16 protein-coding genes and 1 pseudogene are annotated in these 18,008 nt (G+C 62.9%); 14 read left to right on the top strand and 3 right to left on the bottom strand.

Annotated features, from left to right (window positions below):
- Positions 1-75 precede the first annotated feature (75 nt).
- The 10 genes and pseudogenes from pdxA to DXK50_RS16350 all read left to right on the top strand — a co-directional run bounded on the left by pdxA (position 76) and on the right by DXK50_RS16350 (position 10,628).
- Positions 76-1,071 carry a 4-hydroxythreonine-4-phosphate dehydrogenase PdxA gene (gene pdxA, locus DXK50_RS16395; RefSeq protein WP_212631052.1) on the top strand — a complete coding sequence of 332 codons (996 nt, stop codon included), beginning with the start codon at positions 76-78 and terminating at the stop codon, positions 1,069-1,071.
- 114 nt (positions 1,072-1,185) lie between these two features.
- Complete coding sequence (gene rsmA / locus DXK50_RS16390) at positions 1,186-1,995, top strand: 16S rRNA (adenine(1518)-N(6)/adenine(1519)-N(6))-dimethyltransferase RsmA (RefSeq protein WP_212631051.1); 810 nt, start codon at positions 1,186-1,188, stop codon at positions 1,993-1,995.
- A 29-nt stretch (positions 1,996-2,024) separates the two neighbouring features.
- On the top strand, positions 2,025-2,405 hold the full coding sequence (gene apaG, locus DXK50_RS16385; protein ID WP_161865940.1) for a Co2+/Mg2+ efflux protein ApaG: 381 nt from the start codon (positions 2,025-2,027) through the stop codon (positions 2,403-2,405).
- Positions 2,405-3,251, top strand: a pseudogene (locus DXK50_RS16380) (symmetrical bis(5'-nucleosyl)-tetraphosphatase); the annotation flags it as partial. The gene apaG and the pseudogene DXK50_RS16380, both read left to right, overlap by 1 nt.
- Position 3,252: 1 nt before the next feature.
- Positions 3,253-3,582 (top strand): thiosulfate sulfurtransferase GlpE, encoded by a 330-nt coding sequence (gene glpE / locus DXK50_RS16375; RefSeq protein ID WP_161865942.1) that lies wholly within the window; start codon positions 3,253-3,255, stop codon positions 3,580-3,582.
- A gap of 282 nt (positions 3,583-3,864) precedes the next feature.
- A complete protein-coding gene (locus DXK50_RS16370; protein ID WP_161865943.1) occupies positions 3,865-5,787 on the top strand; it encodes a PrkA family serine protein kinase in 1,923 nt (640 codons plus the stop codon).
- 84 nt (positions 5,788-5,871) lie between these two features.
- Complete coding sequence (locus DXK50_RS16365) at positions 5,872-7,143, top strand: YeaH/YhbH family protein (RefSeq protein ID WP_161865944.1); 1,272 nt, start codon at positions 5,872-5,874, stop codon at positions 7,141-7,143.
- A 10-nt stretch (positions 7,144-7,153) separates the two neighbouring features.
- Positions 7,154-8,719, top strand: coding sequence for a SpoVR family protein (locus DXK50_RS16360; protein ID WP_212631049.1), 1,566 nt, complete (start codon positions 7,154-7,156; stop codon positions 8,717-8,719).
- A gap of 61 nt (positions 8,720-8,780) precedes the next feature.
- Entirely contained in the window at positions 8,781-9,293 is a 513-nt protein-coding gene (locus DXK50_RS16355) for a DUF4136 domain-containing protein (RefSeq protein WP_212631048.1), read from the top strand.
- Between the two features lie 105 nt (positions 9,294-9,398).
- Positions 9,399-10,628, top strand: coding sequence for a multifunctional CCA addition/repair protein (locus DXK50_RS16350; RefSeq protein WP_212631047.1), 1,230 nt, complete (start codon positions 9,399-9,401; stop codon positions 10,626-10,628).
- A gap of 150 nt (positions 10,629-10,778) precedes the next feature.
- On the opposite strand, the gene folK is transcribed toward DXK50_RS16350, so the two are convergent.
- Positions 10,779-11,312 (bottom strand): 2-amino-4-hydroxy-6-hydroxymethyldihydropteridine diphosphokinase, encoded by a 534-nt coding sequence (gene folK, locus DXK50_RS16345; RefSeq protein WP_212631046.1) that lies wholly within the window; start codon positions 11,310-11,312, stop codon positions 10,779-10,781.
- Positions 11,303-11,659, bottom strand: a complete 357-nt coding sequence (gene folB / locus DXK50_RS16340; RefSeq protein ID WP_212631045.1) for a dihydroneopterin aldolase — start codon at positions 11,657-11,659, stop codon at positions 11,303-11,305. The genes folK and folB overlap by 10 nt, the downstream gene beginning before the upstream one ends.
- Before the next feature lie 74 nt (positions 11,660-11,733).
- Here folB and plsY point away from each other — a divergent pair, with 74 nt between their 5' ends.
- Positions 11,734-12,303: a glycerol-3-phosphate 1-O-acyltransferase PlsY gene (gene plsY, locus DXK50_RS16335; protein WP_024309705.1), complete on the top strand. Its 570-nt coding sequence runs from the start codon at positions 11,734-11,736 to the stop codon at positions 12,301-12,303.
- A 94-nt stretch (positions 12,304-12,397) separates the two neighbouring features.
- On the opposite strand, the gene tsaD is transcribed toward plsY, so the two are convergent.
- Positions 12,398-13,423 carry a tRNA (adenosine(37)-N6)-threonylcarbamoyltransferase complex transferase subunit TsaD gene (gene tsaD / locus DXK50_RS16330; protein WP_212631044.1) on the bottom strand — a complete coding sequence of 342 codons (1,026 nt, stop codon included), beginning with the start codon at positions 13,421-13,423 and terminating at the stop codon, positions 12,398-12,400.
- Positions 13,424-13,627: 204 nt separating this feature from the next.
- Here tsaD and rpsU point away from each other — a divergent pair, with 204 nt between their 5' ends.
- The 3 genes from rpsU to rpoD all read left to right on the top strand — a co-directional run bounded on the left by rpsU (position 13,628) and on the right by rpoD (position 17,909).
- Entirely contained in the window at positions 13,628-13,843 is a 216-nt protein-coding gene (rpsU, locus tag DXK50_RS16325) for a 30S ribosomal protein S21 (protein WP_003290642.1), read from the top strand.
- Between the two features lie 147 nt (positions 13,844-13,990).
- Positions 13,991-15,994 (top strand): DNA primase, encoded by a 2,004-nt coding sequence (gene dnaG / locus DXK50_RS16320; RefSeq protein ID WP_212631043.1) that lies wholly within the window; start codon positions 13,991-13,993, stop codon positions 15,992-15,994.
- Between the two features lie 67 nt (positions 15,995-16,061).
- The gene (gene rpoD / locus DXK50_RS16315; protein ID WP_212631042.1) at positions 16,062-17,909 is read left to right on the top strand and encodes an RNA polymerase sigma factor RpoD; all 1,848 of its coding nucleotides are present in this window, start codon (positions 16,062-16,064) and stop codon (positions 17,907-17,909) included.
- Positions 17,910-18,008 lie beyond the last annotated feature (99 nt).

The raw sequence follows: 18,008 nt of genomic DNA, 5'->3' as shown, positions 1-18,008 counted from the left end.
CCCGGCCCAGTGCCGGGCTTTTTCGTTCCTGGCCCGGCAGCGTACACTGGCGCCCCACGCATACCGAGAGCGACCATGACTGCTCAGCAATGCTTTGCCCTTACCCCAGGCGAGCCCGCCGGCATCGGCCCCGATCTCTGCCTGTTGCTGGCCCAGCAGGCTCAGCCTGCACCGCTGGTCGCCATTGCCAGCCGGGACCTGTTGGCTGAACGCGCAAGGCAACTGGGACTGGATATCGAGCTGCTGGACGCAGGCCCGACGCAGTGGCCAGATCGCCCTGCCCCTGCAGGCGCGCTGTATGTCTGGGATACACCACTGGCCGCTGCTGCAACGCCAGGCAAACTGACCCCCGCCAACGCTGCCTACGTGCTGGAAACCCTCACCCGGGCTGGCCAGGGCTGCCTGGACGGGACCTTTGCCGGAATGATCACGGCCCCCGTGCACAAAGGCGTGATCAACGATGCAGGCATCGCTTTCTCTGGCCATACCGAGTTTCTCGCCGAGCTGACCCACACCGAGCAGGTGGTGATGATGCTGGCGACCCATGGCTTGCGCGTGGCTCTGGTTACCACTCACCTGCCGCTGAAGGATGTTGCAACCGCCATCACCGCCGAGCGCCTGGAGCGGGTCACCCGCATCCTGCACGCAGATCTGCAAAGCAAGTTCGGCATCGCCGAGCCGCGCATCCTGGTCTGCGGGCTCAATCCGCATGCAGGCGAAGGCGGCCATCTGGGCCGCGAGGAAATCGAGATCATCGAGCCGACGCTGGAACGTCTGCGCAGCGAGGGCATGAACCTGATTGGCCCGCTGCCGGCCGACACCCTGTTCACCCCCAAATATCTCGAACAGGCCGATGCGGTGCTGGCCATGTACCACGACCAGGGTCTGCCCGTGCTCAAGTTCAAGGGGTTCGGCGCGGCGCTCAACGTCACCCTGGGTCTGCCGATCATCCGGACCTCGGTGGATCATGGCACTGCGCTGGATCTCGCCGGTACGGGCAAGATCGACATCGGCAGCTTGCAGGTAGCGCTGGAGACCGCCTACCAGATGGCTGCCAGCCGCAAGCGATGAACCGCTGAGCCCCATGGCCCGCGCCCGCGACGCCATTCGCTGGTAGACTGTGCGACTTTCTTTTTTGTATTTAGCCTCGAGCGCCACGCTTCGGGGCGCTGCGCGGAGCCGCACATGTCCGAATATCAACACCGCGCGCGCAAGCGCTTCGGCCAGAACTTCCTGCATGACGCCGGAGTGATCGACCGCATCCTGCGCGCCATCCGCGCTAAGGAAGATGAGCGCCTGCTGGAAATCGGCCCGGGCCAGGGTGCGATTACCGAGGGTTTGCTCGGCAGCGGTGCGCAGCTCGACGTGATCGAACTCGACCTTGACCTGATCCCCATCCTGCAAAGCAAGTTCGGCGACAATCCGCGCTTTCGCCTGAACCAGGGCGACGCATTGAAATTCGACTTCGCCCGCCTCGAAGCGGCGCCACGCAGTCTGCGAGTAGTCGGCAACCTGCCCTACAACATCTCCACGCCGCTGATTTTCCATCTGCTGGACAACGCGCCCCTGATTCGCGACATGCACTTCATGCTGCAGAAGGAAGTTGTCGAGCGCATGGCCGCCGGCCCGGGTGGTGGCGACTGGGGCCGCCTGTCGATCATGGTGCAGTATCACTGCCGTGTGGAGCATCTGTTCAACGTCGGCCCCGGCGCCTTCAACCCGCCACCCAAGGTGGACTCGGCAATCGTACGTCTGGTACCGCATGAAACCCTGCCGCACCCGGCCAAGGATCACCGCCTGCTCGAGCGCGTGGTGCGCGAGGCCTTCAACCAGCGCCGCAAGACCCTGCGCAATACGCTCAAACAGCTGTTGCCGGCCGAAGCCATCGAGGCGGCCGGTGTCGACGGCAGTCTGCGCCCCGAACAGCTGGATCTGGCCGCCTTCGTCCGCCTGGCTGACCAGCTGGCTATGCAGCCCACTGCTGCGCAGGACTAAACTGCAATCAGGCTCAACGGATCATACGCATGTCCGACCCTCGTTATCAGATCGACGTCAGCGTCACCACCCGCTATCTGGCTGCGCAGTCGCAGCCGGAGCAGAACCGCTACGCGTTCTCCTACACCGTAACCATCGTCAACAATGGCGAACTGCCCGCCCAGTTGTTGTCGCGTCACTGGATCATCACCGATGGCGACGGCCGCGTACAGGAAGTCCGCGGCGCCGGGGTGATCGGCCAACAACCGCATATCGAACCCGGCGCCAGCCACATTTATAGCAGCGGCACGGTAATGGCCACCCAGGTTGGCACCATGCAGGGCAGCTACCAGATGCTCGCCGAGGACGGCAAACGCTTCGACGCGACCATCGCGCCGTTCCGCCTGGCGGTGCCGGGAGCGCTGCACTGATGGCCGTCTATGCCGTCGGCGACCTGCAGGGCTGCCTGAAACCATTACAGTACCTGCTCGAGCGGGTTTCCTTCGATCCGGCCGAAGACCAGCTGTGGCTGGTAGGTGACCTGGTCAACCGCGGCCCGCAGTCGCTGGAAACCCTGCGCTTCCTTTATTCCATCCGCCAGGCGGTCACCTGCGTGCTGGGCAACCATGACCTGCATCTGCTGGCGGTAGCGCACAACATCGAGCGCCTCAAGAAGGGCGATACTCTGCGCGAAATTCTCGACGCGCCGGATCGCAACGACCTGCTCGACTGGCTGCGCATGCAGAAACTGGTGCACCACGACGCCGAGCGCAAGGTGACGCTGGTGCATGCCGGCATCCCGCCGCAGTGGACGCTGAGCAAGGCGCTGCGCCGGGCCGCCGAGGTTGAAGAGGTGCTGCGTGACGACGCCCGCCTGCCGCTGTTCCTCGATGGCATGTACGGTAACGAGCCGGCCAAATGGAACAAGGATCTGCAGGGCGCTGCCCGCTTGCGGGTGATCACCAACTACTTCACCCGCATGCGCTTCTGCAAGGCAGATGGCACGCTGGACCTGAAGACCAAGGAAGGCATCGACAACGCGCCCCCCGGCTTCGCGCCCTGGTTCAGTCACCCGCAGCGCAAGATGCGCGGCGAGAAGATCATCTTCGGTCACTGGGCGGCACTGGAAGGCCATTGCAACGAGCCAGGCCTCTACGCACTGGACACCGGCTGCGTCTGGGGTAATGCGATGACCCTGCTCGACGTCGACAGCGGAGAACTTCACCGCTGCACCTGTCCCAAGGAATAAGCCCGCCAACCCCGGTAAAGGTCCCGAACATGAGCGAATTCAAGCGTATCTCCCCTCAACAGGCGCAAGAGCTGCGCGCCCACGGCGCCGTGGTGGTCGACATTCGCGACCCGCACAGCTTCGCCAATGGCCACATCAGCGGCTCGCGCCATCTGGACAACCACTCACTGCATGACTTCATCACCCACGCCGACCTCGACGCGCCGCTGATCGTGTCTTGCTACCACGGCAACTCCAGCCAGAGCGCTGCTGCCTACCTGGTGGGCCAGGGCTTTTCCGAAGTCTACAGCCTCGACGGCGGTTTCGAGCTTTGGCGCGCCACCTACCCAAGCGAGACGGCACAAAGTTCCGAAGAATAAATTTCTTCACGCGGCAGGCCGCGCCCGCTCTGGCCTGCCGCCGCTTCCCGAGGCACGGTAACATCCAGTTATCGTTGTCCCGACCTTGACGCTCTGCAGAACGAACTATTCTGTTACTCAGGCCATCCCACTGAAGGTAGAGCCGGCCAACCGGCATCGGGCCATCGGAGCGACTTTTAGGTTTTGGGGGATTGTTCCCGACTTCTTCGGAGCCGGCGCCACCCAGCACCTGCATGCACGACCGATCCCGAGCCAGCTTTCAGCATCGAGCGAGGTGAAGTCATGAGCATTTTCAGTCACTTCCAACAACGTTTCGAGGCGACCCGCCAGGAGGAGTACTCGCTGCAGGAGTACCTCGAACTGTGCAAACAGGATCGCAGCGCCTATGCCACTGCGGCCGAGCGCCTGCTGATGGCCATTGGCGAGCCGGAGTTGCTGGACACCTCCAGTGATCCACGGCTGTCACGCATCTTCTCCAACAAGGTGATCCGCCGCTATCCGGCCTTCGCCGACTTCCATGGCATGGAAGAATGCATCGACCAGATCGTCTCCTACTTCCGCCATGCGGCGCAGGGCCTGGAAGAGAAGAAGCAGATCCTCTACCTGCTGGGTCCGGTGGGCGGCGGTAAATCCTCGCTGGCCGAAAAGCTCAAGCAGCTGATGGAGAAGGTGCCGTTCTACGCCATCAAGGGCTCGCCGGTGTTCGAGTCGCCGCTGGGGCTGTTCAATGCCACCGAAGACGGCGCCATTCTCGAAGAGGACTACGGCATCCCACGGCGCTACCTCAGCTCGATCATGTCACCCTGGGCCACCAAACGCCTGCAGGAGTTCGGCGGCGACATCAGCCAGTTCCGCGTGGTCAAGCTGTACCCCTCGATCCTCAACCAGATCGCCGTGGCCAAGACCGAGCCGGGCGACGAGAACAACCAGGACATCTCCGCCCTGGTGGGCAAGGTGGATATCCGCAAGCTGGAGGAATACCCACAGAACGATGCCGACGCCTACAGCTACTCGGGCGCGCTGTGCCGGGCCAACCAGGGCCTGATGGAATTCGTCGAGATGTTCAAGGCGCCGATCAAGGTCCTGCACCCGTTGCTGACCGCAACGCAGGAAGGCAACTACAACAGTACCGAGGGCCTCGGTGCGATTCCCTACAGCGGCATCCTGCTGGCCCACTCCAACGAATCGGAATGGCACAGCTTCCGCAACAACAAGAACAACGAAGCCTTCATCGACCGGATCTACATCGTCAAGGTGCCCTACTGCCTGCGCGTCACCGATGAAATCCGCATCTACGACAAGCTGCTGATCAACAGCTCGCTGGCCAAGGCGCACTGCGCGCCCGACACCCTGAAGATGCTCGCCCAGTTCAGCGTGCTGAGCCGCCTCAAGGAGCCGGAAAACTCCAACATCTACTCGAAGATGCGCGTCTACGACGGCGAGAACCTCAAGGATACCGATCCGAAAGCCAAGTCGATCCAGGAGTACCGAGACAGCGCCGGCGTGGACGAAGGCATGAACGGCCTTTCGACCCGCTTCGCCTTCAAGATCCTCTCCAAGGTGTTCAACTTCGACCCGCACGAGGTGGCGGCCAACCCTGTGCACCTGCTCTACGTGCTGGAGCAGCAGATCGAGCAGGAGCAGTTCCCCGCCGAGGTACGCGAACGCTACCTGCGCTATATCAAGGAATACCTGGCGCCGCGCTACATCGAGTTCATCGGCAAGGAAATCCAGACCGCCTACCTGGAGTCCTACAGCGAGTACGGGCAGAACATCTTCGACCGCTACGTGCTGTATGCCGACTTCTGGATCCAGGATCAGGAATACCGCGACCCGGAAACCGGCGAAATCCTCAACCGCGTCGCCCTCAACGAGGAACTGGAGAAGATCGAGAAGCCGGCCGGCATCAGCAACCCGAAGGATTTCCGCAACGAGATCGTCAACTTCGTGCTGCGCGCCCGCGCCAACAACAACGGCAAGAACCCCACCTGGCTCAGCTACGAGAAGCTCCGTGTGGTCATCGAGAAGAAGATGTTCTCCAACACCGAGGACCTGCTCCCGGTCATCAGCTTCAACGCCAAGGGCAGCAAGGAGGATCAGCAGAAGCACAACGACTTCGTCAAACGCATGGTCGAGCGCGGCTACACCGAGAAGCAGGTGCGCCTGCTGTCGGAGTGGTACCTGCGGGTACGTAAATCGCAATAAGCGGCGTCAGGCAACAGGCTGCAGGCTCCAGGCGAAAGCGCTTGCAGCCTGCGGCCTGAAGCCTGCAGCGCCCGGAGGGCTCGTATGAGTTATGTGATCGACCGGCGCCTCAACGGCAAGAACAAGAGCACGGTGAATCGCCAGCGCTTTTTGCGGCGTTACCGTGAACACATCAAGAAGGCGGTGGAGGAAGCCGTCAGCCGGCGCTCCATCACCGACATGGAGCACGGCGAGCAGATCAGTATTCCCGGCCGCGATATCGACGAGCCGGTGCTGCATCATGGTCGCGGCGGCAAGCAGACCATCGTTCACCCTGGCAACAAGGAATTCACCACCGGCGAACGCATTCCACGCCCGCAAGGCGGTGGCGGCGGACGAGGCAGCGGCAAGGCGAGCAATTCCGGCGAAGGCATGGACGAGTTCGTGTTCCAGATCACCCAGGAGGAATTTCTCGACTTCATGTTCGAGGATCTGGAGCTGCCCAACCTGGTCAAGCGTCACCTCACCGGCGCCGACACTTTCAAGACCGTGCGCGCGGGCATCAGCAACGAAGGCAACCCTTCGCGCATCAATATCGTGCGCACCCTGCGCTCGGCACATGCGAGGCGCATCGCCCTGTCCGGTTCCAGCCGCGCCAAACTGCGTGAAGCCAAGGCCGAGCTGGAGCGCCTACGCCGTGAAGAGCCGGACAACTTCGGCGATATCCAGGCCATTCAGGAGGAAATCGAACGCCTCAGCGCGCGCATCCACCGCGTGCCCTTCCTCGACACCTTCGACCTCAAGTACAACCTGCTGACCAAGCAGCCCAACCCCAGCTCCAAGGCGGTTATGTTCTGCCTGATGGACGTGTCCGGCTCCATGACCCAGGCCACCAAGGATGTCGCCAAGCGCTTCTTCATCCTCCTGTACCTGTTCCTCAAGCGCAATTACGACAAGATCGACGTGGTGTTCATCCGCCATCACACCAGCGCCAAGGAAGTGGACGAAGAAGAGTTCTTCTACTCCCGCGAGACCGGCGGCACCATCGTCTCCAGCGCGTTGAAGCTGATGCAGGAAGTGATGGCCGAGCGCTATCCGATCAACGAGTGGAATATCTACGCCGCCCAGGCGTCGGACGGCGACAACTGGAACGACGACTCCCCGGTATGCCGGGATATATTGATCAACCAGATCATGCCGTTCGTGCAGTACTTCACCTACGTCGAGATCACCCCACGTGAGCACCAGGCGCTGTGGTTCGAGTACGAACAGGTGGCCGAAGCCTTTGCCGACAGCTTCGCCCAGCAGCAACTGGTGTCCGCCGCGGACATCTACCCGGTATTCCGCGAACTGTTCCAGCGTCGCCTGGTGAGTTGAGGGCCAAGCCATGAATGCCAGTACGAGAAAGCGCGAGCCGATCTCCACCGGTTCGGAATGGACCTTCGATCTGATCCGCCAATACGACAAGGAAATCGCGCGCATCGCCGAACGCTATGCGCTGGATACCTACCCCAACCAGATCGAAGTGATCACCGCCGAGCAGATGATGGATGCCTACGCCTCGGTGGGCATGCCGCTGGGCTATCACCACTGGTCCTACGGCAAGCACTTCCTCGCCACCGAAAAAGGCTACAAACGCGGTCAGATGGGCCTGGCCTACGAAATCGTGATCAATTCCGACCCTTGCATCGCCTATCTGATGGAGGAAAACACCATCTGCATGCAGGCGCTGGTGATCGCCCACGCCTGCTACGGCCACAACAGCTTTTTCAAGGGCAATTACCTGTTCCGCACCTGGACCGACGCCAGCTCGATCATCGACTACCTGGTGTTCGCCAAGCAGTACATCATGCAGTGCGAGGAGCGTTACGGCATCGACGCAGTGGAGGAACTGCTCGACTCCTGCCATGCCCTGATGAACTACGGCGTCGACCGCTACAAGCGCCCCTACCCCATCTCCGCCGAAGAGGAGCGGCGCCGCCAGAAGGACCGCGAAGAACATCTGCAGAAGCAGATCAACGACCTATGGCGCACCATTCCCAGAAACGCGGACAAGGCCAGCGAGAAGGACAACAAGCGTTTCCCGGCCGAGCCGCAGGAAAACATCCTCTATTTCCTCGAGAAACACGCCCCGCTGCTGGAGCCCTGGCAGCGCGAGGTGATCCGCATCGTGCGCAAGATCGCCCAGTACTTCTACCCGCAGCGCCAGACCCAGGTGATGAACGAAGGCTGGGCCACCTTCTGGCACTACACCCTGATGAACGACCTGTACGACGAGGGGCTGGTTACCGACGGCTTCATGATGGAGTTCCTGCAGTCGCACACCAGCGTGGTCTACCAGCCGCCGTTCGACAGCCCCTACTACAGCGGCATCAACCCTTACGCACTGGGTTTCGCCATGTACCGCGACATCCGCCGCATCTGCGAAGAGCCCACCGAAGAAGACAAGCGCTGGTTCCCCGACATCGCCGGCAGCGATTGGCTGACCACCCTCAAGTTCGCCATGACCAGTTTCAAGGACGAGAGCTTCATCCTGCAGTTCCTCTCGCCCAAGGTGATTCGCGACTTCAAGCTGTTCGGCATCCTCGATGACGATCAAAAGGACGAGCTGCTGGTGCCGGCCATCCATGACGAATCCGGCTACCGCACCATCCGCGAGCTGCTCGCAGCGCAGTACAACCTGGGCAACCGCGAACCCAACGTGCAGATCTGGAACATCGACCGCCGCGGCGACCGCTCGCTGACTCTGCGCCATCAGCAGCACGACCGCAAACCGCTGGGCGACTCCACCGGCGAGGTGCTCAAGCATCTGCATCGGCTGTGGGGCTTCGATATCCATCTGGAGGTGTGCCAGGGCGACCAGCTGATCACCACTCAGCATGTGCCGCCACGCGGCAACGCGGAGAGCGACAACGAATACCCGCGGCTGGACCTGGTCATTCCACCCATTTGATCGGTTGCCGGTCATGGTCAGGGGCATCAGCATCGCATGCAGACTCCGCGAGATGCCATGCATGCGCCTATTCCTTGTGATTCTGCTGTGCCTGGGGCTGGCCACCTGTGCCAGCCATGTCCCGCAGGCACGCATCCTCAGCCCCGCCGATGCCTCGCTGGCCGGGCGCCACAGTTTCGAACTGATCGACCCACAGGCCAGCCTGGAGGGCGAAGCGCCCTTTCCCGAGCGCTATCGCCAGTTGCCGCAACTGCTGCGCCATGGGCTATCCAACCGCGGTTATCACGAGAGCCAGCAGCCACAGTTACGCGTTTATTACTGGCTGGCCGTGCAGGATGGTCCGCTGCTGTTCAAGGTCGACACGCCGCCGCCCGACCCGCTCGGCCCCTACCAGGCGATCCATCGTTTGCGTGACGAAACCGGCACCTTGCGCCTGCGCCTGACCGACCTCGACCAGCGCATCCTCTGGGAAGGCGTGATCAGCACCGGACTGAGCCCGGCACGCGACAGTGCCGAGCTGCTGGAGCGTGCCGTGCGAGTGTTGACCGAGCAGATTCCGCAAGCCACACCGTAGCCCGGATGCAATCCGGGGATATCCGCGCGAACGTCCCGGATTGCATCCGGGCTACCTCCCAGTCCCGACCAGCCGCTATCCTCTGCGCTCAGCGGAGGAACACACATGCAGATTTACAAAGTCGGCGGTGCAGTGCGTGATCGCCTGCTCGGCCGTCCCGTCAGTGAAGTGGACTGGGTCGTGGTCGGCGCCAGCGCAGAGCAGATGCTGGAGCTCGGTTATCGCCCGGTTGGCGCCGATTTTCCGGTGTTCCTGCACCCGCAGACCGGTGAGGAATACGCCCTGGCGCGCACCGAGCGCAAGAGTGGCCGCGGCTATGGCGGTTTCACCTTTCATGCCAGCCCGGATGTCACGCTGGAAGACGACCTGATCCGCCGCGACCTGACCGTCAACGCCATGGCCGAAGACGAACATGGCCGGCTGATCGATCCGTATGGCGGCCAGCAGGATCTTCAGGTCCGCCTGCTGCGCCACGTTTCCCCGGCCTTCGCCGAAGATCCGCTACGCGTACTGCGTGTTGCCCGCTTCGCCGCACGCTATGCGCCGCTGGGATTCAGCGTGGCGCCAGAAACCCTCGAGCTGATGCGCCAACTGGCGGAGTCCGGCGAACTGGGCCATCTCACCGCCGAACGTAGCTGGAAGGAAATCTCCCGCGCGCTGATGGAGCCGCGCCCGGACGTTTTCATCCAGGTGCTGCGCGATTGCGGCGCGCTGGCGGCGCTGCTGCCGGAAGTGGATAAGTTGTTCGGCGTGCCGCAACCGCAGGCGCATCACCCCGAAGTCGACACCGGCGTGCATGTACTGAGCGTGCTGCGTCAGTGCGCAGAGCATGACCAGCCGCTCAACGTACGCTGGGCCTGCCTGCTGCATGATGTCGGCAAGGGGCTGACGCCCGAGGCTGACTGGCCGCGACATATCGCCCATGAACACAAGGGGCTGCGCCTGATCCAGGCGATCAACGAGCGCTGCAAGGCGCCGCGCGACTGCGCCGAGCTGGCAGCGCTGGTGGGAGAGTTCCATACCCATGGGCACCGAGCACTGGAACTGCGGCCCTCGACGCTGCTGGAGTTACTGCAACGCTTCGACGTCTTCCGCCGCCCGCAACGCTTCGCCGAATTCGTCGCCGCTTGCGAGATGGATGCCCGCGGGCGCCAGGGCCTGGAACAGCGCGACTATCCACAAGCCGCTTACCTGCTGGACGCCGCCGAGGTAGCGCGGCAGGTGGCGGTCAAACCGCTACTGGAGAAGGGCTTCAAGGGTGCGGAGTTGGGCGAGGCGCTCAATCGCGAGCGCCTGCAGGCACTCAAGGCCTACAAACAGCAGCACGCCTCGTAGGAGCGGCTGGGCGGCATTCCGTTTCAGCCGCGATCATCACAGCTCCGCGGCCCGCCTTTTCGCGGATAAATCCGCGCCTACCGATCAAGTCCACGTAGCCCGGATGCAATCCGGGAAACAGGTCTTGCCGAGGCCCCGGATTGCATCCGGCTACGAAGAGGGCGCCTGCAACAGCTCGGCCGGCGTCAACTCGGCGCCGCGCCACTGGAAGGCGGCCGGCCATAGCTGCTGATCGATCTGCGCCGTGGACCATAATTCTGCGAACGAACGACCATCGAGCGGGTGACACACTTGCGGCGCCAGCAAGGCCAGAGGCCAGAGCACGAAGGCGTTCTTGAGAATTTCCGCACGCGGCAATATCAGGCCGTTGAAATTACCGACCTGCTCGCCGTACAGCAGCACATCGATATCCAGCGGCAAACCCTTGCGATCCGGCGCGTAGCGGCCGTTATCGGCCTCGATGAACTTCAGCCGGCGATCCAGCTCCAGCAGCGGCAGCTCGGTTTCGCCCACCACCACCAGATTGAAGAAATTACCGCTCTTGATACCCACCGCATGGCTTTCGAAGACCGGCGAGCAGCGCATGTCGCTGAGCACGCCAGCCAACGCATCGAGCCCGGCACAAAGGTGAGCCTCGCGCTGCACATTGCTGCCGAGGCCGAGAAAGACCCGAGTCAGAGGCATCCGCGCTCGATCTCCACACCCACGCCGCCACGTGCGGCCGGCACTGCGCCGGGCTTGGTCAGCTTCAGGCGAATCCAGGGAATGTTGAATTCGTCCATCAGGAGCTGTACCAGGCGCTCGGCGAAGGTTTCGACCAGAATGAACTGCGATTCGGCCGCAAAGGCCTGGATACGCGCGCAGACGCTGGCATAGTCGAGTGCCAGGTTGAGGTCATCACCTGCCGCAGCCGGGCGGTTGTCCCAGGCCATCTGCAGGTCCAGGCGCAGGCACTGGCGAATGTCGCGCTCCCAATCGTAGGCGCCGATCACCGTGTCGACTTCCAGCCCCTCGATAAATACTCTGTCCACCGCACTCTCCGCGCCACGACAAGGGCGCCGCACCTCGTTAGAATCGGGCCACCCCATGCCCTGGAATGGCCACCATGTTCTGGCTTCTGGCAATCCTTGCCTACCTGCTCGGTTCGTTGTCCTTCGCCATCCTGCTCAGCCGACTCGCTGGCGGGCCGGACCCGCGTGCCAGTGGCTCGGGCAACCCCGGCGCGACCAACATGTTGCGCGTGGCCGGCAAGAAGCTCGCCGTCATGACGCTGATCGGCGACCTGTTCAAGGGCCTGCTGCCGATCCTCATCGCCAAGCTGCTCGGCCTGAGCCTGCACCAGCAGGCCTGGATCGGCCTGGCGGCCGTCGTCGGCCACCTTTACCCGCTGTACTTCCGTTTTCGTGGCGGCAAGGGCGTCGCCACTGCCGCCGGCATGTTGCTCGGCCTCTATCCACCGGCCGCCTTGCTCGCCCTGGCAGCCTGGGCGCTGGTATTCCTGCTCACCCGCACCAGCTCGCTGGCATCACTGATCGCCACGCCGCTGACGCTACCGCTGCTGGCCTGGCAACAACCGGCGGCCCTGCTGCCGGCCTGCGTACTCACCGGGCTGATCGTCTGGCGGCACCGCAGCAATCTGCGCGATCTGTTCGCCGGCCGCGAACGGCGTTTTTGATTCGATAACAAAAAAACTGTAGGAGCGAGCTCTGCTCGCGAATTTTTCGGTTCGCGAGCAGAGCTCGCTCCTACGCGTAAATCCCTTGGGGCGCTCACAGCGCCGGCAGCGACTCCATCGGCCAGCGCGCCTGCACCTTGATTGCCAGATCTTCATGCTGCCCGGCCAGCAAACGCTGGCAACCGGCGTAGGCGATCATCGCGCCATTGTCGGTACAGAAACGCGGCCGCGCATAAAACACCTTGCCCTTCATTTCGCCCAGCATACGTTCCAGATGCTCGCGCAGCGCCTTGTTGGCACTCACCCCGCCAGCGATCACCAGGCTGTTCAGCCCGCTCTGCTTGAGCGCACGTTTGCACTTGATGGTCAGAGTCTCAACCACCGCCTGCTGGAAGGCCAGCGCGATGTCGCGCCGGGCTTGGTCGAGGTCGTCGCCACTGTCGCGGCATTGCTGCCAGGTATTCAGAGCGAAGGTCTTCAGGCCGCTGAAACTGAAATCCAGCCCCGGCCGATCGGTCATCGGCCGCGGGAAGACGAAACGCCCCGGCATACCCTGCTCGGCCAGCTTGGCGATCTCCGGGCCACCGGGGTAATTCAGCCCCATCAGCTTGGCGGTCTTGTCGAAGGCTTCACCGGCGGCATCGTCCAGCGACTCGCCGAGCAACTGGTACTGGCCGATGCCATCGACCCGCACCAGCTGCGTGTGACCACCGGACACCAGCAGGGCGACGAACGGAAAGGCCGGCGGCTGCTCTTCGAGCATCGGTGCCAGCAGATGACCTTCCATATGGTGCACGCCGACGGCCGGCACGCCCCAGGCAAAGGCCAGCGCCTGCGCGCAGGAGGCCCCCACCAGCAGTGCCCCGACCAGGCCCGGGCCGGCCGTATAGGCCAGCGCATCGATATCGCTGGCCTGCTTGCCGGCTTCATCCAGCACCTGGCGGATCAGCGGCAGCATACGTTTGACGTGATCACGCGAGGCCAACTCGGGCACCACGCCGCCATATACACGGTGCAGGTCGATCTGGCTGAACAGGGCGTCAGCCAGCAGGCCACGCTCGCTGTCATAGAGCGCGACGCCGGTTTCATCGCAGGAAGTTTCCAATCCCAGTACGAGCATGGAGCTTGAACCTTGGTTTGCCGCGTGGAACAAAGGCGCGCATGATAAGCGCCGCCCGGCGGAGCGGCCAGCGCTTTTCGATCAGAGGCTTTGCATTCCGCAGCCCGAGACGGTAACATCCGCAACCCTTAAAAACCGACGCATCCCGAGCCTCATTTGCCGGGTACGCGTTAAACCCGGTAATTAAAGATAGGTACGACCTGGATGCCAGCCGTCAAAGTTAAAGAGAACGAACCCTTCGACGTAGCCCTGCGTCGTTTCAAGCGCTCCTGCGAAAAAGCCGGTGTACTGGCTGAAGTTCGCAGCCGCGAATTCTACGAAAAGCCGACCGCAGAGCGTAAGCGCAAAGCCGCTGCCGCTGTTAAGCGTCACGCCAAGAAAGTGCAGCGCGAGCAGCGCCGCAGCGTTCGCCTGTACTAATACCGTACACGCCACGCTCGAATGCCCGGCTCCGGCCGGGCATTGCATTTACAGAACTCCGCTTCGCCTGCTGGCGAATGGCCGGAGTTTTTTGCTTTTCTACCCATCACTGTTCCGCTTACGCGCCGAGCAGTATGCTGAGCGCCTATGGCCGGCCTGATCCCGCAATCCTTCATCGATGACCTGCTCAACCGCACCGACATCGTCGATGTGGTGAGCTCGCGCATCCAGCTGAAGAAGACCGGCAAGAACTACAGCGCCTGCTGTCCTTTTCACAAGGAAAAGACCCCCTCCTTCACCGTCAGTCCGGACAAGCAGTTCTACTACTGCTTCGGCTGCGGCGCCGGTGGCAATGCCCTCGGCTTCGTCATGGACCACGATCAACTGGAGTTCCCCCAGGCGATCGAGGAACTGGCCAAGCGCGCCGGCATGGATGTGCCGCGCGAGGAAAGCGGCCGCGGGCGCACACCGCGCCAGCCGGTGGACTCGCCGCTCTACCCGCTGCTCAATGCCGCCGCCGAGCACTATCGCCAGGCTCTGAAAAGCCATCCGCAGCGTAAGTACGCAGTGGATTACCTCAAGGGCCGCGGTCTGACGGGGGAAATAGCCCGTGACTTCGGCATCGGCTTCGCCCCGCCCGGCTGGGACAACCTGCTCAAGCAACTGGGCGCCGACGCCCTGCAGCAGAAAGTCATGATCGACGCCGGCCTGCTGATCGAGAACGCCGAGAACGGCAGGCGCTACGACCGCTTCCGCGACCGCATCATGTTCCCCATCCGCGACAGCCGCGGCCGGGTGATCGCCTTCGGCGGCCGCGTGCTGGGCGACGACAAGCCCAAGTACCTGAACTCACCGGAAACCCCGGTGTTCCACAAGGGTCAGGAACTCTACGGCCTGTACGAGGCGCGCAAGCACAACCGCGATCTCGACGAGATCATGGTGGTCGAAGGCTACATGGACGTCATCGCCCTCGCTCAGCAGGGCCTGCGCAATGCCGTGGCGACCCTCGGCACGGCCACCAGCGAGGAGCACCTCAAGCGCCTGTTCCGCATCGTGCCCAGCGTACTGTTCTGCTTCGACGGTGACGCCGCCGGGCGCAACGCTGCCTGGCGCGCCCTGGAGTCGACTCTGCCGAGCCTGCAGGACGGTCGCCGCGCGCGCTTCCTGTTCCTGCCCGAAGGCGAGGACCCGGACACCCTGGTACGCGCCGAAGGCACCGATGCCTTCCGCGCACGCATCAACCAGCACGCCCAGCCGCTGGCCGATTACTTCTTCCAGCAGCTTTGTGAAGAGGCCGACCCGCGCTCGCTGGAAGGCAAGGCGCATCTGGTGACGCTGGCCGCGCCACTGATCGACAAGATCCCCGGCAACAACCTGCGCGCCCTGATGCGCCAGCGCCTGAGCGAAATCACCGGCCTTTCCGGCGAAGCCGTGAGCCAGGTCGCCAGCGCCCCGCGCAGCCATGCGCCGAGCACGCCGAACCACGCCCCCAGCAGCGACTACCCGGATTACGGCGATATCCCCGACAGCGCCTACTACGACAGCTTGCCGGACGTCGGCGGCTACGAGCAGCCCGCACCGCCCCAGCAGCAACACTACGAACGTAGCAACGAAGGCGGCAAAGGCAGCTGGAAAAAAGACGGCAGCGGCAAGTGGAACAAGAAGGGCAAGGGCGATTTCGCGCCACGTGCCCCGCGCACCGCGGTGAGCGTCGAATCACCACATCTGATCGCCCTGCGCACCTTGCTGCACCATCCGCAGCTGGCGCAAAAGGTCGAGGATGTCAGCCACTTCGCCGACGAAGAGGACACCTACGCGCAACTTCTGGTAGCGCTGGTCGGTGCCCTGCAGAAAACGCCCAACCTGCGTTCGCTGCAACTGATCGCTCGCTGGCACGGCACCGAACAGGGCCGTTTGCTGCGGGCACTGGCGGAGAAGGAATGGCTGATTCAGGGCGACAACCTTGAACAGCAGTTTTTCGACACCATTACTACACTTGCAAACAGTCAATCGCAGAGGCGGCGTGAAAAGGCGCTCCGCAGCATCATTCATAAAAGCCCCAGCGAGCTCACAGACGAGGAAAAGACATTGCTCAGAGAGCACTACAGCCTCACTTCGTCACCGAGCAGCAAGTCCCCAACTGGCGCCTAAAGCCAAAACCGAGGTATAATCCTCGGCTTGTTTTCAGCCCGCCAAGACCTTCAGTGGATAGGGTGTTATGTCCGTAAAAGCGCAACAGCAATCTCGTTTGAAAGAATTGATCAGCCGCGGTCGCGAGCAGGGTTACCTGACGTACGCGGAGGTCAATGACCACCTGCCGGAAGATATTTCCGATCCGGAACAGGTGGAAGACATCATCCGCATGATCAACGACATGGGGATCAACGTATTCGAGAGTGCTCCGGATGCGGACGCCCTGTTGTTGGCCGAAGCCGACACCGACGAGGCTGCAGCCGAAGAAGCCGCTGCCGCCCTCGCCGCCGTTGAGACCGATATCGGCCGCACCACCGACCCGGTGCGCATGTACATGCGCGAAATGGGCACCGTGGAGTTGCTGACCCGCGAAGGCGAAATCGAAATCGCCAAGCGCATCGAGGAAGGCATCCGCGAAGTCATGAGCGCCATCGCTCACTTCCCCGGCACCGTCGAAGGCATCCTCGCCGAGTACAACCGCGTCACCACTGAAGGCGGCCGCCTGGCCGAAGTCCTCAGTGGCTACATCGACCCGGATGACGGCAGCGTGCCCGACGAAGCCGCCGCCCCCGTTCCCGTCAAGGAAGGCGCCGCCGCTGAAGAAAGCGACGACGACGAGGAAGACGAGAGCGGCGACGACGAGGAAGAAGAAGGCGACGGCGGCCCGGACCCGGAAGAAGCGGCTCGCCGTTTCAGCGCCGTGGCCGAGCAGCAGGACAAAGTCCAGAAGGCCCTGAAGAAGCACGGTCGCGGCAGCAAGCAGGCCACCGAAGAGCTGGCCGCACTGGCCGAGCTGTTCATGCCGATCAAGCTGGTGCCCAAGCAGTACGACGCCCTGGTCACCCAGGTGCGCGACGCCCTCGACCGTCTGCGTGCGCAAGAGCGCGCCATCATGCAGCTGTGCGTACGTGATGCGCGCATGCCGCGTGCCGACTTCCTGCGCCTGTTCCCGGGCAACGAAATCGACATGGACTGGGCCGCTGATCTGGCCAAGGGCAAGGCCAAGTACGCCGAAGCCCTGGGCAACCTGCAGAGCGACATCCAGCGCTGCCAGCAGAAGCTGGCCGACCTGGAAGCCGAGTGCAGCCTGAGCCTGGCCGAGATCAAGGACATCAACCGTCGCATGTCCATCGGTGAAGCGAAAGCTCGCCGCGCCAAGAAGGAAATGGTCGAGGCCAACCTGCGTCTGGTGATCTCCATCGCCAAGAAGTACACCAACCGCGGCCTGCAGTTCCTCGACCTGATCCAGGAAGGCAACATCGGCCTGATGAAGGCGGTGGACAAGTTCGAATACCGTCGCGGCTACAAGTTCTCGACCTACGCCACCTGGTGGATTCGCCAGGCGATCACCCGCTCGATCGCCGACCAGGCGCGCACCATCCGTATCCCGGTGCACATGATCGAGACCATCAACAAGCTCAACCGCATCTCCCGTCAGATGCTCCAGGAAATGGGTCGCGAGCCCACTCCGGAAGAGCTGGGTGAGCGCATGGAAATGCCCGAGGACAAGATCCGCAAGGTATTGAAGATCGCCAAAGAGCCGATCTCCATGGAAACCCCGATTGGCGACGACGAAGATTCGCATCTGGGCGACTTCATCGAGGACAGCACCATGCAGTCCCCGATCGACGTGGCCACGGTCGAAAGCCTCAAGGAAGCCACTCGCGAAGTGCTGGCCGGCCTCACCGCCCGTGAAGCCAAGGTCCTGCGCATGCGCTTCGGCATCGACATGAACACCGACCACACCCTCGAGGAAGTCGGTAAGCAGTTCGATGTTACCCGTGAGCGTATCCGCCAGATCGAAGCCAAAGCGCTGCGCAAGCTGCGTCACCCGACGCGAAGCGAGCATCTGCGCTCCTTCCTCGACGAGTGATAACAAACCCCCGGCCCAGGCCGGGGGTTTTGCTTTCTGGCCCCCGTGGCATGGGCCCTTCCCGAGCGTCGCAATCAAACTGCCATCCCCGCAGCGGCC

The organism is Pseudomonas sp. KB-10 (assembly GCF_018221585.1).
Taxonomy (GTDB): Bacteria; Pseudomonadota; Gammaproteobacteria; order Pseudomonadales; family Pseudomonadaceae; genus Aquipseudomonas; species Aquipseudomonas yangonensis.
Note: the sequence above shows the minus strand (reverse complement) of the source record. Positions and strands in the feature narration are given on the sequence as shown.

Excerpts from the sequence above, each read along its gene's own strand:
- rpsU (WP_003290642.1), top strand. The coding sequence starts at position 13,628 with ATGCCAGCCGTCAAAGTTAAAGAGAACGAACCCTTCGACGTAGCCCTG.
- tsaD (WP_212631044.1), bottom strand. The coding sequence starts at position 13,423 with ATGCTCGTACTGGGATTGGAAACTTCCTGCGATGAAACCGGCGTCGCG.
- DXK50_RS16360 (WP_212631049.1), top strand. The coding sequence starts at position 7,154 with ATGAATGCCAGTACGAGAAAGCGCGAGCCGATCTCCACCGGTTCGGAA.
- folK (WP_212631046.1), bottom strand. The coding sequence starts at position 11,312 with ATGCCTCTGACTCGGGTCTTTCTCGGCCTCGGCAGCAATGTGCAGCGC.
- apaG (WP_161865940.1), top strand. The coding sequence starts at position 2,025 with ATGTCCGACCCTCGTTATCAGATCGACGTCAGCGTCACCACCCGCTAT.
- dnaG (WP_212631043.1), top strand. The coding sequence starts at position 13,991 with ATGGCCGGCCTGATCCCGCAATCCTTCATCGATGACCTGCTCAACCGC.
- DXK50_RS16370 (WP_161865943.1), top strand. The coding sequence starts at position 3,865 with ATGAGCATTTTCAGTCACTTCCAACAACGTTTCGAGGCGACCCGCCAG.
- glpE (WP_161865942.1), top strand. The coding sequence starts at position 3,253 with ATGAGCGAATTCAAGCGTATCTCCCCTCAACAGGCGCAAGAGCTGCGC.
- pdxA (WP_212631052.1), top strand. The coding sequence starts at position 76 with ATGACTGCTCAGCAATGCTTTGCCCTTACCCCAGGCGAGCCCGCCGGC.
- DXK50_RS16365 (WP_161865944.1), top strand. The coding sequence starts at position 5,872 with ATGAGTTATGTGATCGACCGGCGCCTCAACGGCAAGAACAAGAGCACG.
- rpoD (WP_212631042.1), top strand. The coding sequence starts at position 16,062 with ATGTCCGTAAAAGCGCAACAGCAATCTCGTTTGAAAGAATTGATCAGC.
- rsmA (WP_212631051.1), top strand. The coding sequence starts at position 1,186 with ATGTCCGAATATCAACACCGCGCGCGCAAGCGCTTCGGCCAGAACTTC.
- DXK50_RS16355 (WP_212631048.1), top strand. The coding sequence starts at position 8,781 with ATGCGCCTATTCCTTGTGATTCTGCTGTGCCTGGGGCTGGCCACCTGT.
- DXK50_RS16350 (WP_212631047.1), top strand. The coding sequence starts at position 9,399 with ATGCAGATTTACAAAGTCGGCGGTGCAGTGCGTGATCGCCTGCTCGGC.
- plsY (WP_024309705.1), top strand. The coding sequence starts at position 11,734 with ATGTTCTGGCTTCTGGCAATCCTTGCCTACCTGCTCGGTTCGTTGTCC.